The sequence below is a fragment of the Devosia sp. genome (genome assembly GCF_035944845.1).
GTDB lineage: Bacteria > Pseudomonadota > Alphaproteobacteria > Rhizobiales > Devosiaceae > Devosia_A.
The window spans coordinates 59,689-71,839 of the sequence record NZ_DASZAW010000069.1 but is presented as its reverse complement, the minus strand read 5'-3'; the positions used below and the strand labels follow the sequence as shown (position 1 = coordinate 71,839).

General features: G+C 63.7%; 14 protein-coding genes. 5 read left to right on the top strand and 9 right to left on the bottom strand.

What is annotated here, in order from left to right:
- The 6 genes from VGV07_RS13480 to VGV07_RS13455 all read right to left on the bottom strand — a co-directional run.
- A partial coding sequence (locus tag VGV07_RS13480) for a hypothetical protein (protein WP_326869224.1) occupies positions 1 to 1,158 on the bottom strand: 1,158 nt, incomplete at its 3' end.
- 264 nt (positions 1,159 to 1,422) lie between these two features.
- Positions 1,423 to 2,958: a flagellin gene (locus tag VGV07_RS13475; protein ID WP_326869223.1), complete on the bottom strand. Its 1,536-nt coding sequence runs from the start codon at positions 2,956 to 2,958 to the stop codon at positions 1,423 to 1,425.
- 251 nt (positions 2,959 to 3,209) lie between these two features.
- The gene (locus tag VGV07_RS13470; protein ID WP_326869222.1) at positions 3,210 to 3,539 is read right to left on the bottom strand and encodes a hypothetical protein; all 330 of its coding nucleotides are present in this window, start codon (positions 3,537 to 3,539) and stop codon (positions 3,210 to 3,212) included.
- Positions 3,540 to 3,647: 108 nt separating this feature from the next.
- Entirely contained in the window at positions 3,648 to 4,121 is a 474-nt protein-coding gene (locus tag VGV07_RS13465) for a hypothetical protein (RefSeq protein ID WP_326869221.1), read from the bottom strand.
- Positions 4,118 to 4,465 carry a rod-binding protein gene (locus VGV07_RS13460; protein WP_326869220.1) on the bottom strand — a complete coding sequence of 116 codons (348 nt, stop codon included), beginning with the start codon at positions 4,463 to 4,465 and terminating at the stop codon, positions 4,118 to 4,120. Before VGV07_RS13460 ends, VGV07_RS13465 begins: the two co-directional genes overlap by 4 nt.
- Positions 4,465 to 5,550 carry a flagellar basal body P-ring protein FlgI gene (locus tag VGV07_RS13455; protein ID WP_326869227.1) on the bottom strand — a complete coding sequence of 362 codons (1,086 nt, stop codon included), beginning with the start codon at positions 5,548 to 5,550 and terminating at the stop codon, positions 4,465 to 4,467. Before VGV07_RS13455 ends, VGV07_RS13460 begins: the two co-directional genes overlap by 1 nt.
- 257 nt (positions 5,551 to 5,807) lie before the next feature.
- Between VGV07_RS13455 and VGV07_RS13450 the strand changes: the two genes are divergently transcribed.
- Both VGV07_RS13450 and dksA read left to right on the top strand, forming a co-directional pair.
- Positions 5,808 to 6,224, top strand: a complete 417-nt coding sequence (locus VGV07_RS13450) for a flagellar assembly protein FliX (protein ID WP_326869219.1) — start codon at positions 5,808 to 5,810, stop codon at positions 6,222 to 6,224.
- A gap of 115 nt (positions 6,225 to 6,339) precedes the next feature.
- On the top strand, positions 6,340 to 6,753 hold the full coding sequence (gene dksA / locus VGV07_RS13445; protein ID WP_326869218.1) for an RNA polymerase-binding protein DksA: 414 nt from the start codon (positions 6,340 to 6,342) through the stop codon (positions 6,751 to 6,753).
- Positions 6,754 to 6,798: 45 nt separating this feature from the next.
- Here the strand turns inward: dksA and VGV07_RS13440 are convergent, their stop codons facing one another.
- Entirely contained in the window at positions 6,799 to 7,782 is a 984-nt protein-coding gene (locus VGV07_RS13440; RefSeq protein ID WP_326869217.1) for an AraC family transcriptional regulator, read from the bottom strand.
- 227 nt (positions 7,783 to 8,009) lie between these two features.
- Between VGV07_RS13440 and VGV07_RS13435 the strand changes: the two genes are divergently transcribed.
- Positions 8,010 to 9,383, top strand: a complete 1,374-nt coding sequence (locus VGV07_RS13435) for an FAD-binding oxidoreductase (protein WP_326869216.1) — start codon at positions 8,010 to 8,012, stop codon at positions 9,381 to 9,383.
- Positions 9,384 to 9,407: 24 nt separating this feature from the next.
- Here the strand turns inward: VGV07_RS13435 and VGV07_RS13430 are convergent, their stop codons facing one another.
- Both VGV07_RS13430 and VGV07_RS13425 read right to left on the bottom strand, forming a co-directional pair.
- On the bottom strand, positions 9,408 to 9,914 hold the full coding sequence (locus VGV07_RS13430; RefSeq protein WP_326869215.1) for a hypothetical protein: 507 nt from the start codon (positions 9,912 to 9,914) through the stop codon (positions 9,408 to 9,410).
- Positions 9,914 to 10,567: a TetR/AcrR family transcriptional regulator gene (locus tag VGV07_RS13425; protein WP_326869214.1), complete on the bottom strand. Its 654-nt coding sequence runs from the start codon at positions 10,565 to 10,567 to the stop codon at positions 9,914 to 9,916. The genes VGV07_RS13430 and VGV07_RS13425 overlap by 1 nt, the downstream gene beginning before the upstream one ends.
- A 144-nt stretch (positions 10,568 to 10,711) precedes the next feature.
- Here VGV07_RS13425 and VGV07_RS13420 point away from each other — a divergent pair, with 144 nt between their 5' ends.
- The gene (locus VGV07_RS13420; protein ID WP_326869213.1) at positions 10,712 to 11,677 is read left to right on the top strand and encodes an alpha/beta hydrolase; all 966 of its coding nucleotides are present in this window, start codon (positions 10,712 to 10,714) and stop codon (positions 11,675 to 11,677) included.
- Positions 11,678 to 11,690: 13 nt separating this feature from the next.
- The gene (locus VGV07_RS13415) at positions 11,691 to 12,056 is read left to right on the top strand and encodes a VOC family protein (RefSeq protein ID WP_326869212.1); all 366 of its coding nucleotides are present in this window, start codon (positions 11,691 to 11,693) and stop codon (positions 12,054 to 12,056) included.
- The last annotated feature ends 95 nt before the right edge of the window (positions 12,057 to 12,151 follow it).

Here is a 12,151-nt window from a genome sequence, read left to right as displayed (position 1 = left end):
GGTCGAAGTGCCCGTCTCGTTGAACGTCAGCTTGAGCTTGTCGCCGCGGAGCAGGTTGATGCCGTTGAAAGAGGCGTCATCAGCCAGCTTGTCGAGCTGGTCACGCAGTTCGTTGAACTGCTTGGCCAGGTTCTTGCGGACTTCATTGCCGCCGATTTCCGCGGTGCCCGTGGTGCCGTCGACTTCACCGTCGGTGCCAACACCGGTCACTTCAAGCGCCTCGGTCGAGAGGTTCTCGATGCGGAGCTTGCCGTTGTCGTTGGAGGCGCGGATCTTGTCCTTGAGCGACGAGTTGCCGTTGATCTCGGTAACCAGAGCGTCGACGGTTTTCACCGAACCAGCGGCAACCGCGGCATCGCCGAGGTCGTTGCCATCGGCGAGGCCCGAACCGGTCGCACCGTTGGTCGCCGTGAAGTTGGTGATTTCGACTTCCGACGCCGCGCCCGTCGTGGTGGACGTGATGTCGATGCCGCCCGAGCCGTTCACCGAAGCGACGGTCGAACCAACCTTGGTGTTGATGATCCCGGCAAGTTCAGACGCAGTCACGGCGCTGGTGTCGGCCACGCCGCCAAGATCGGCGAAGCCGATGCTGACGCTGGTGGGCGACGAAGCGCCGTCGAGGGCCAGATCGAAGCTGATCGTGCCGTCGTTTGCGCCACCGTTCTCGAAGTCGACAGCGGTAAACGCACCACCGACGACCGTACCAGCGGTAGCAGCAGAGCCGGCACCAGTGGTGTTGAGGTTGATGCTGACCGGCGAAGTGCCGACAGCACCGCCCTCGAACGAGAGCGTCTTGGCAGTGGCAGTGCCGATGGTGGCAGAGTCAACCGTAAAGGACTGGGTCTTGAACGACTTGTCCTGGCGCGCCTGACGGAGCGTGGACTGCATCGACTCGACGGTCTTGGTGATCGACGAAAGGCCATTGTCCGCAGCTTCAATGGTCTTGATACCGTTGGACATGGAATCGAGCAGGCTCGCCATATCCGAGGCACGAGAGTTAAGCGAAGCGGCGGTGAAGAAGTTAGTCGGGTTGTCGAGCGCCGAGTTCACCTTCAGGCCGGTGGCGAGACGCTCCTGCGTCTTGGCCATCGAAGAAGCAGTGGACTGGAGGCTCAGCAGGTTCGAGCGAACTGCCTTTGACAGATTTACATCAGCCATTTTGGAGGCCCTTTCTGGGTCCGTACTCAGTTACTAACCGTCTCTCCTGAGACGCGCCCGGATCATCGGTCGCCACCGGCAAAAGAAGTCTTAAGTTCGCTGATTGAATTGAAGTTTGCCGCGGGCATTCGAGGTAAATGCCCTGGGCATTCGAGGCAAAGTTAATGAGCAGTTTGCTCAATGCGTCGAAGTGATACGCAATGCCGCTTAGGCAAAGAAAAAGGCGGGCCAGAGCCCGCCTTTTCACTTTCGGAGGTGGTCTGCCTAGAACAGACGCAGCACGGCCTGGTCGGCCTGCGAGGCCATCGACAGAGCTGTCGACGACAGCTGCTGGCGAGTCTGCAAGGCGAGAAGGTTCGCCGCTTCCTCGTTGGTATCGGCGAGCGTGAGGTTCGCCGCACCGGTCTCGAGGGTGTTGATCATGTTCTTGGTGAAGTCGGTGCGGTTCTGGACGATCGACAGGTTCGAGCCGAAGGACGAAGCCTGCGAGCGGAGCTTGCCCAGCGCAGAACCAAGGATCTCCAGCTTGGCATCGAGCTTTGTGTCCGCATCGAAGTCGGAGTTGACGACGTGCTCGATACCCAGGGTGGTGTTGTTGATGGCGATCGGGTCGCCATTCTCATTCTTGGCCTGGATGTCGATGGTCGAGGTGCCGGTCTCGTTGAACGTCAACTTGAGCTTGTCGCCGCGCAGCAGGTTGATGCCGTTGAAGGAGGCATCGTCGGCGAACTTGTCGAGCTGGTCGCGCAGTTCGTTGAACTGGGTGACGAGGTTCTTGCGCACGGTGTTGCCGCCGATGTCGCCGGTACCGGCGCCGCCATCGACCTGGCCGCTGGAGCTGATGCCGTTGACGGTCAGCTCTTCGGTCGAGAGGTTCTCGATGCGAAGTTTGCCGTTGTCGTTGGAGGCGCGGATCTTGTCCTTGAGCGACGTGTTGGAGTTGATCTCCTGCACCAGCGCATCGACGGTCTTGACCGCGCCGGGAGCAACCGCGGCATCGCCGAGGTCGTTGCCATCGGCGAGACCCGAACCGGTCGCACCGTTGGTCGCCGTGAAGTTGGTGATTTCGACTTCCGACGCCGCGCCCGTCGTGGTGGACGTGATGTCGATGCCGCCCGAGCCGTTCACCGAAGCGACGGTCGAACCAACTTTGGTGTTGATGATCCCGGCAAGTTCAGACGCAGTCACGGCGCTGGTGTCGGCCACGCCGCCAAGATCGGCGAAGCCGATGCTGACGCTGGTGGGCGACGAAGCGCCGTCGAGGGCCAGATCAAAGCTGATCGTGCCGTCGTTTGCGCCACCGTTCTCGAAGTCGACAGCGGTAAACGCACCACCGACGACCGTACCAGCGGTAGCAGCAGAGCCGGCACCAGTGGTGTTGAGGTTGATGCTGACCGGGGCAGTACCGACAGCGCCGCCTTCGAACGAGAGCGTCTTGGCAGTGGCAGTACCGATCGCGGCGGTGTCGAGCGTGTAGGACATGGTCTTGAACGACTTGTCCTGGCGCGCCTGGCGCAGGGCCGACTGCATCGACTCGACCGTCTTGGTGATCGAGGTAAGGCCGTTGTCGGCGGCCTCGATGGTCTTGATGCCGTTCGACATCGAGTCCAGCAGGTTTGCCATGTCGGACGCACGACTATTCAGCGACGCGGCAGTGAAGAAGTTGGTCGGGTTGTCGAGCGCAGTGTTCACCTTGAGACCGGTAGCAAGACGCTCCTGCGTCTTGGCCATCGAGGCAGCGGTGGACTGGAGGCTCAGGAGGTTCGAGCGAACCGCCTTTGACAGGTTAACTTCCGGCATGGGTGGAATCCCTTCTGGCTAAATCGATAATCTCGTCCTGAGATTGATCGTGATCGTAGCCCCGGCCGGCTTAAGAATGGTTAACAGGATGCTGCCAGACGCAGTTAATTTTGTGTTCCATGGCGTGCCGATGGCACCCGCAAAGCCTTGCCAATGCTGCCGAAAGTGGCAATCCGGCAAATCCTGCCGAGCGAGCGTCGGCGGCGTGCCAATTAGGGAATCGGACCGCGGCGGCCCGAGAATCGTGTCGTTCAGACCAGCCGATCGTGCAAGGCGAGCGAGCCCTGCGCCGGCAGGTCGGCACTGCCGAGCCGCAGGATGATTTCGCGATCGCTGGTGGGCTTGGGCGGTAACTGTCCAGACAATAGCGCCGCTGCAAATGCCGAGCCCGGCGGAGGCGGCGGCGCGGGCAATGGCGGCAGCAGTTGCGCGGCAGTGTTCTGCGGCGGGGCAGGTGGCGGAGCGGGTGTGTCGGGAAGATCCGAACCCTGCGTGGAATCGCCGAGCAGCGACCGGGACCGGTAGTCCCCGACTGCTGCAAGTCCCATCCTGATCGGTTCGGGCGCTATCCTGGCGCTCATGACCGGCATTCCCAGTTGCCAATTAGCTGGGAACCATGCCGGTCCAGGCTTTCATTGCGCTTTCGCGGTTCGGTGCAATTTGCCGAAAACTTTGCCGATCTGGGCGCCTCAGAGCGCGCGGTTGATCGAGACGCCGCTGGCCGCCTGCGGCGGCTGCCCGGCGAGTTCACCGTTGGCGCCATAGGTTTTGGGGCGGGCCTTGGCGCTCATCGCCGTGGCCACGTCAGTCAGCAGCTCTTCGGTGACCGAGCGGGCAGTGGCGATGACGCGGAGATTTTCCGCCATCTGCGTCGCCAGCCGATCATGCCCGCCAAGCAAGGCATCGACGAGTTCAGGGGCCTCGGCCCGCAGTCGAGTGCCCTGGCGCTGCACCGAGCGGGCAAAGCCCATATAGTCCTGGGCGAGGCGGGTCTTCTCGGCGGTCAACTGGCCGGCGTCTTTGGCGCGGCCGGCGCGGAGCAGGGTGGTCTCCTGGTTGAGCACCACGACGAGGCTTTCGAGCGTTTCCATGGCGAGGCCGCAGAGCTCGGCGGCGGGAAGGGAGTCGAGGGCCGCGAGGCGTTCGGCAGCAGCATTCATCATTTCAGCGCTCCGCTGTTTCTTGTTGTTGGGATGGCGTTCTGGGCAGCTTCCTGCGCCGCGATGAGGTCAGGCAGCAGCGCATCGGCGAGGCCGACGCCGCCGGAGCGAGCCAGCACGTCGGCCATCTGTTCGGCCTGCATGCCGCGCCAGGTCTCTTCGGCAAAGCCGCCGCCCATGGCGCTGTCATCGGTCTTCAGCGAGGCGAACATTTCCTTCATCAAGGTGTTGAGGAAAACGCCCTCAAGATCCTTGGCCTGCTCGCGAAGATGTCCAACCTGGGCAGGGGACAGCGTGGTCGCCTGCTTCTTGCCGGCAAAGCCCAGACCTGATGCGGAACTCAGCATCACAGCACCTCGATTTCGGCTTGCAGCGCGCCGGAGGCTTTCACCGCCTGCAGGATGGCAATGAGGTCGCGCGGGCTGATGCCCAGGGCGTTGAGGCCATCGACCAGCTGCTGCAGGCTCACCGATTCCGGCACCACGGCGAGCTTGCTCTCGGATGTGCTCACCGACAGATCGGTGCGCGGCTCGACTGCGGTCTGGCCGAGGCTCAATGGGTTGGGCTGCACCACCACAGGGCTCTCGGCGATGGTCACGGTGAGGTTCGACTGAGCGACGGCGACGGTCGAGACCCGTACATCCTTGCCCATGACGATGATGCCGGAGTTCTCGTCGATGACGATCTTGGCCGGCAGGTCCGTTTCGATCACCAGTTGTTCGATATCGGTGAGCAGGTCGACGATATTGCCGTTGAAGTTGCGCGGCAGGTTGAGCCGGATGGTCGCCGGGTCCTCGGGTGTGGCGCAGGGAACGCCGATGAAATCGTTGATCGCCAGCGCGATGCGGCGGGAGGTGGTGAGGTCGGGGTTGCGGAGCGCCAGACGCAGCGAGCGTTGGGCGCCGAGCACGAAACCGATTTCGCGCTCGATCAGCCCGCCGGAGGAGATGCGGCCGGTGGTGGGAACTCCCGACACCACCGAGGCGGCGTCACCCTGGGCGGAGAAGCCGTTGATGGTCACCGAGCCCTGGGCGATGGCGTAGACTTCGCCGTCGGCGCCGAGCAACGGTGTGACCAGCAGCGTGCCGCCCTGCAGGCTCTTCGCATCGCCTAGCGAGGCGACGTTGACATCGAGCCGCGAGCCCTGGGTAGAGAAGGCCGGCAGGTTTGCCGTCACCATCACTGCCGCGACATTGCCCGTGCGCATGTTCTCGCCGCGGGTGTTGACCCCCAGCCGTTCGAGCATGGCCTGCAGGCTCTGCTTGGTAAAAGGCGAGTTGTTGAGCCCGTCGCCGGTGCCGTTGAGGCCGACGACCAGGCCGTAGCCGACCAGCTGGTTCTCGCGCACGCCCTCGATGTTGACGACATCCTTGATGCGAGCGGCAGCGGCGTAGGTGACGGTCGGCTGCGGCAGCAGGAGCACGACGGCCATCAGGCCCATGAGTGCGCGCTTCAGGTTGAATTTGGCCATCTGGCAGTCCCCGGAGTTCGGCGCATCCCCATGCACCGCGATTGTCCAGCTCGTTGCGAGAACCGTGCCAGTTTCGCCAAAGCATTGAAATTCAACGGGAGTTCTGCAGAGGCGGCCGGTGCCTGGCTGGTCGGTCGGCAAGTCCTGCCGAGTGCATTAACGTTTGCTTAACTGCTGGCGGCAGATTTTGCCGGGCAGTGACTAGGCGGGTGAGTCCGGTGCGGATCGAGAACAATGCGCGGGTAGGCAATGTGGCGGGGCGCTCTGCGGCCGGTCGCAGCGCATCGAGCGCGGCGTTCGAGATCGGGCAGGGGCCGCAGGCCCAGGAGGCACGGCCGACCGCCACGATCGCCGCAGCCACGTCGCTGGACGCGCTCCTGGCGCTGCAGGCAGTGGAGGATCCGCTGCTGAAGCGCAAGAAGGTGGTGCGGCGCGGCAACCAGCTCATCGATACGCTGGAGGGCCTGCGGGGCGACCTGCTGGTTGGCCGGATGGCCGAGGGCCGCCTCAACCAGCTCATGGCTGTATTGAGCCAGGCGCGGGAGCAATCGGAGCCCGGCCTGGACGCCTTGCTCGACGATATCGAGCTGCGCGCCCGGGTTGAGCTGGCCAAGCGCGGACTGTACCCCGCCTGACAAAGTCGGCATCTGTCCACTCACGGATTAATCACCAAGCTTTTGAAAGCTTGCGAAGCATACCCTTGCGCCACTATAAGGCCGGCCATTAGGGGCGTTTTGGAATCGAGTCAGAATGTCGACTGAAGTTCTTGAATACCGACCTACTCAGGACGAACCGTTTATGAACCCGCGGCAGCGGGAGTACTTCCGGCAGAAGCTGGAGCGCTGGAAAGAGGAAATCCTCCGGGAAAGCCGCGAAACGCTCGAGAACCTGCAGGAAGAAAGCCAGAACCATCCGGACATGGCCGACCGCGCCTCCTCGGAGAGCGACCGGGCACTTGAGCTCCGCACCCGCGATCGGCAGCGCAAGCTGATTTCGAAGATCGACGCGGCGCTCAAGCGGATCGAGGACGGCACCTACGGCTATTGTGAAGAAACCGGCGACCCGATCGGGATCGCCCGACTCGACGCCCGGCCGATCGCCACGCTCTCCCTGGAAGCCCAGGAAATGCACGAGCGGCGCGAGAAGGTGTACCGCGACGAATGACAACGAGGCCCGCAGCGCTGCGGGCCTCGGTGTTTACGGTGCCGATCAGTTCGCGGGCAGGCCCGGTCCGGGAGCACGGCCCTTACGCCATGTGCCGGGCGGGAGTCCGACCACCTTCTTGAAGGCGCGGTTGAAGGCTGCCTCGGAATCGTAGCCGACCTGGGCGCCGGCCTGCGCGACGCTTATACCGGGATTTTCCAGCAGCCGCGCCGCCAGCTGCATGCGCCAGCGGGCCAGGTATTGCATGGGCGGATCGCATGCATAGTGGGTGAAGCGGTTGGCGAACACCGTCCGCGACAATCCGACGGCGCGCGCCAGGCCCTCGAGTGTCCAGTTTGCCGCCGGCTGGCCATGGATCAGGCGAAGGGCCTGGCCGATATGCGGGTCCTTCAGCCCCGAGAGCCAGCCGCGAGCATCCTCGGGCAGGCCTTCCACATATTCGCGGATCACCTGCACGAACATCAGCTCGGCAAGCTTGGCAAGAACGGTCTCGCCACCCGGGTTGCCTCGGTCAGTCTCCGAGACGGCATGATGGACGAGGCTCGCCAGCCAGCCCTGCCGGGCGGTGCCGCGTCCATGCAGGACGCGGGGCAGCGACTTGATGAAGGGGTTGTAGGGGCGGATATCGCAGCCGAGATAGCCGCAAACGAAGCGGCAGGAACCGACGCTGGAGCCTTCGTTGACGACGTAGGGCAGTTGGCGATCGATCGGATGATGGTACATGGCGAGGTCGGGTTTGGCCCGCATGCCGATCGCCGAGCAGAGGGCATGCGCGTCGTCCATCGGAAAGGCAACGATGTCGCCGGCCTCGAGGCGAAGCGGTTCGGCTGAGCCGTCGGTCATCTCCACCCAGCAGGCGCCCTCGATCAGGGTATGGAAGAAGAACACGTATTGCGAGTTCGGCATCACCTTGCCGGCAATCACCGAGGCGCGTGGCGCTTCAGCGACCCAGGGCTCACGGAAAGTGCTGTCGAAGAATATCGCGCCGGTCAACCGTACGGCGGAAAGCACGTCGGAAAGAACATCCATTCGCAGGCACTCCGCGCGGCCAGAATTACCGCAACCCGGGACAAAATGCCTTTCTCGATATGCATCGACTATCACCGAAACGACTGAGCGAGGCAAGGTGCAGCGACCCGACGTTCTTGCCGCGTCGGGTTCGGACGCCCGAGCAATGAAACGGGACGATCGGATATTCGTCAGGACGGAGAGGGTGGATAGCTTTTTGCCGGCTGATCGCTTTCTGGGAGGACAGCATGCAAGACGAGGACATCAACAGCTTTGCCGGCAACCTGAGGGGGACGCTCATCCGAGCCAGCGACACCGCCTATGACGACGCCCGCAAGCTCTATAACGGCATGATCGACAAGCGCCCGATGCTGATCGCGCAATGCGTCGACAGCGGCGACGTGATCACGGCGGTGAATTTCGGACGCGAGCACGGCCTCGTCATTGCCGTGCGCGGCGGCGGCCACAACGGGCCGGGATTTGCCAGCGTCGACAATGGTCTCGTCATCGACCTGCAGATGATGAAAGGCGTGCGGGTCGACCCCAAGGCGCAGACGGTCCGAGTGGGGCCGGGCTGCACGACGGGCGACGTAGACCACGCAACGCATGCTTTCGGCCAGGCAGTGCCGTTTGGCATCATCTCGACCACCGGCGTCGGTGGGCTCACGCTGTCGGGCGGCCACGGTTATCTGAGCCGGCAGTACGGCCTCGCCATCGACAGCCTGATCGAAGCCGACGTGGTGCTCGCCGACGGCAGCTTCGTGACCGCCAGCGAAACCGAGAACAGCGACCTGATGTGGGCGCTGCGCGGTGGTGGTGGCAATTTCGGGGTGGTGACGAGCTTCCTGTTTCGCACCCACCCGGCGAAGATGCTCTATGGCGGGCCGATCATCTTCGATCTCAGTGATGCCGAGACGGTGATGCGGTGGTACCGCGCGTTCCAGGAAGGAGCGCCCAAGGATTTCTATATCTGGCTCGGGCTGCAGTCGGTGCCGCCGGGCGACCCGTTCCCCAGGGAACACTGGGGCAAGAAGATGTGCGTGCTTCTGGTCGCGCACAATGGAGAGAATGCCGAGGCGTCGGTGAATCGCATCCGCGCCGAGCTGCCACAGCCAATCATCGACTGGGCCGGGCCGATCGCCTATCCGGCGCTGCAGAGCATGTTCGATGCGCTCTACCCGACGGGGCTGCAGTGGTACTGGAAGGGCGATTTCGTCGAGACGCTGTCGGATGACGCGATTGCGGAACACCTGAGGCATGCTGCGACGGTGCCGACCCCGATCTCGGCAATGCACCTTTATCCGATCGATGGAGCGGTTCACGACAAGGCCAGCGGCGATACGGCCTGGAACTGCCGCAACGCACGCTGGTCGATGGTCATTGTCGGTGTCGACTCGGATCCGGCGAACTCCGGGGCCCTGAAGGCGTGGGCCAATGGCTACTGGAACGCGGTCCACCCCTACGATCTCAGCGGCGCCTATCCGAACTTCATGATGGAGGAAGGCGAGGCGCGCGTTCGGGCTACCTATGGCGACAACTACCCACGCCTTGCGAGCCTGAAAGCCAAGTACGACCCGTCCAACCTGTTCCACGTCAACCAGAACATCCAGCCGTCGGCCTGAGGCGCACAGCAACTCGCGATGACGCTAGAGCCGTAGCGCCATCGCGATCCGCGCTCCAACCAGCCGCGTGAAGAAACGCAGGGGTACGCTCTGGTAGCTTGGGAGGTCACGGAGCAGGGGAACGCCTTCGGGCAAGAACCTGGTCTGGATACGCAGCTCCAGAGGCGGCGCGTCGACGATGCGGTCGCGGTAGACCGGGGTCCAGTGCAGTATCGGGTCGAGCTTCACCAGCATGGCCGAATTGCAGCAACTGGCGACCATGCGGCTAGTGGTCGAGTCCGGCTTCAGCTTATGGCTCTCGAGCAGTTCGGCCCCATTGACGCAGCGTACCCGGTCGTTGCGATAGAGTGCGTAGGGCGTGCCGTGGACGGCATCCAGAATGCGTGGTGCGCCGGGCAGCGCTTCAAGCATCTGCGATCCGGCCTGGCAGTCGTCGCAGTGACACACGACGCTGATCGCCGGTGCGCCGGTGAGCTCGACCTCAACACGACCGCAGGCGCAGCGAGCGAGGCGGGTGATGGTCCCGGCCATCAGCGCATCCCATAGGCAGCAAGAAACACCCGTACACCGGCCTCGGCGTTGCGACGCAGTTCGGCCTGGCTGGGAATGGCGTCGTCACCCAGCAGCATGGCCTGGTTCAGCGGCGCCGACATGATCAGCCAGTTGAAGTGCTCCGCCGCGGTGGCCGGGTCATCGATCGCAAGCAGGCCCCGGCTGGCGAGGTCGGCGAACACGGTGGCCAGCATCTTCATGGCGCGTGCCGGGCCGCGCTCGTAGAGCACTCGGGCAAGCTCAGGAAAACGTGTCACTTCACCGATCACCAGGCGTCGCAGCTGCATGATGCGGGGCGTCAGCACCACCGTGAGCTGGCGCAGGGCATACTCGACCAGATAGTCGGCCAGGCTCTCGTCCTGGCCGAGCTGCGCCACATCGTTGTGCACGGTGTCGCCGGCGCCGGTGGTCATGCCGCCGACAATCTCGATGAACAGCGCCTCCTTGCTGGAGAAATGCTTGTAGACCGTCTGCTTGGAGACAGACGAGAGGGCGGCAATCTCGTCCATGTTGGTGCCAAGGTAGCCGCTCTTCAGGAACACATCAGTCGCTGCGTCGAGGATTGCCCGGCGCTTGCGAGCCGAACGGCCATCGCCTTCCACCTCCGGGTGCTCGTGCATTTCCGACGCCATCGACCTGCCTCTCTTCAAAATTCCACAGCCCTCATTGACACCACAGTACTGGACAGTCTAGTTTCTGGCAACAGTACGGAACTGGACGGTCCAGTTCTGAGTGGCGGCCTGGCATTGGCGGTCACGAGAGGCAGGAGAGGTTGAATGACGAACCGAAGCTTCGTGCTGGCTGCCACGGTGGTTGGGGCGCTTGCCCTGCCGATCCCTGGCACGCTGGCGGAAACCGCAATCCAATCACCCGAAAATCACACGCCAGGAGACGTTTCGATGACCAATGCAACCAAATCCGCCAGCCTCAAGGTTCCCGGCGCAACGCTGTATTACGAAGTGCAGGGCCAGGGTCCGACGCTGTTGATCATCCCCGGCGGGCCGCAGGATGCCGGGGTGTTCGCCGAACTGTCGCAGCGCTTGGCCAACCGCTACACCGTCGTCGCCTATGATCCGCGCGGCAATTCCCGATCCAGCTTCGACGGCGAGATCAAGCCGCTGCTGATGGACCAACAGGCGGACGATGCAGCCGCACTGATCGAAGCGCTCGGCAATGGCCCGGCCTATGTGTTCGGCACCAGCGGCGGGGCGCAGATCGGGCTCAACCTCGCGGCAAGGCATCCCGAGTTGGTGGAGGCGCTGGTGGCGCACGAGCCGCCCTCGATGATGCTGATGGACGACCCGACCGAAGCAGTGGCGGCCGACAAGGCGCTGTACGACACGTACGTCAAGGAGGGCGTCGATGCGGCGATGGGCATGTTCTTCTCGATGAACGGGCTCGAGGAAGGTGGCGATGCGACCGAAGCGCCGCCGGAGTTCGAGATGCCGCCGGAAGAGGCCGAAACCTTCGCCCGGGTCAGCGGCAATTTCGAGTACTGGCTGGCGCACGGCATGCTGCCGCTGTCGCTCTATACTCCTGATGTGGCGACGCTTCGGGCCGGCAAGCCGCGGATTGTCGTCGCTGTCGGCGAAGCCTCGGCCGGCCAGCCGATCGAAGAGATGAGCCTGGCGCTCACCGGCAAGCTGGGTATCGCGCCGACGCCATTCCCCGGCGATCACATGGGCTTTGGCCCGCAGGCGGCAGAGTTTGCCGAGGCACTGCACGCTTCATTCGTCAACTGAGGGAGCACAGAGCATGCATATTCAGTTCGCTGAACTGCCGGTGTTCGACCAGGACCGGGCCATCGCCTTCTACGTCGACAAGCTCGGTTGCGAGGTCGCCGCCGATGCGCCGATGGGCGAGGACGGCTGGCGCTGGGTCGAGGTGAAGTTCCCCGGTGCCCGCACGGCACTGCATTTCCTCCGCCGCCCGGACGACAAACCATCGGCGGAGCCCGTGCTGGTCCTGGTCGAACCGGACGTGACGGGGACGATCGAGCGGCTCCGCGCCAATGGCGTCGAGATCATCACCGAGCCAAGCGAAGCGCCATGGCAGCCGGGCCGGGTGGTGGCGGAATTCCGCGACAGCGAGGGCAACCGGATGGTGCTCGGCAGCAACTGAACAAGAGATCCCCGCGAGAGCGGGGATCTTCGTTTCCCGGGTCAATGGAAAGTCCGGAACGACGTGATGTTGCCGTCCAGCCACCAGGGCAGGAT

Coding starts and splice junctions, on each gene's coding strand:
- VGV07_RS13425 (WP_326869214.1), bottom strand. CDS start 10,567: ATGGCGTCGGAAATGCACGAGCACCCGGAGGTGGAAGGCGATGGCCGT.
- VGV07_RS13465 (WP_326869221.1), bottom strand. CDS start 4,121: ATGATGAATGCTGCTGCCGAACGCCTCGCGGCCCTCGACTCCCTTCCC.
- VGV07_RS13470 (WP_326869222.1), bottom strand. CDS start 3,539: ATGAGCGCCAGGATAGCGCCCGAACCGATCAGGATGGGACTTGCAGCA.
- VGV07_RS13420 (WP_326869213.1), top strand. CDS start 10,712: ATGACGAACCGAAGCTTCGTGCTGGCTGCCACGGTGGTTGGGGCGCTT.
- VGV07_RS13475 (WP_326869223.1), bottom strand. CDS start 2,958: ATGCCGGAAGTTAACCTGTCAAAGGCGGTTCGCTCGAACCTCCTGAGC.
- VGV07_RS13460 (WP_326869220.1), bottom strand. CDS start 4,465: ATGCTGAGTTCCGCATCAGGTCTGGGCTTTGCCGGCAAGAAGCAGGCG.
- VGV07_RS13430 (WP_326869215.1), bottom strand. CDS start 9,914: ATGGCCGGGACCATCACCCGCCTCGCTCGCTGCGCCTGCGGTCGTGTT.
- dksA (WP_326869218.1), top strand. CDS start 6,340: ATGTCGACTGAAGTTCTTGAATACCGACCTACTCAGGACGAACCGTTT.
- VGV07_RS13455 (WP_326869227.1), bottom strand. CDS start 5,550: ATGGCCGTCGTGCTCCTGCTGCCGCAGCCGACCGTCACCTACGCCGCT.
- VGV07_RS13415 (WP_326869212.1), top strand. CDS start 11,691: ATGCATATTCAGTTCGCTGAACTGCCGGTGTTCGACCAGGACCGGGCC.
- VGV07_RS13440 (WP_326869217.1), bottom strand. CDS start 7,782: ATGGATGTTCTTTCCGACGTGCTTTCCGCCGTACGGTTGACCGGCGCG.
- VGV07_RS13435 (WP_326869216.1), top strand. CDS start 8,010: ATGCAAGACGAGGACATCAACAGCTTTGCCGGCAACCTGAGGGGGACG.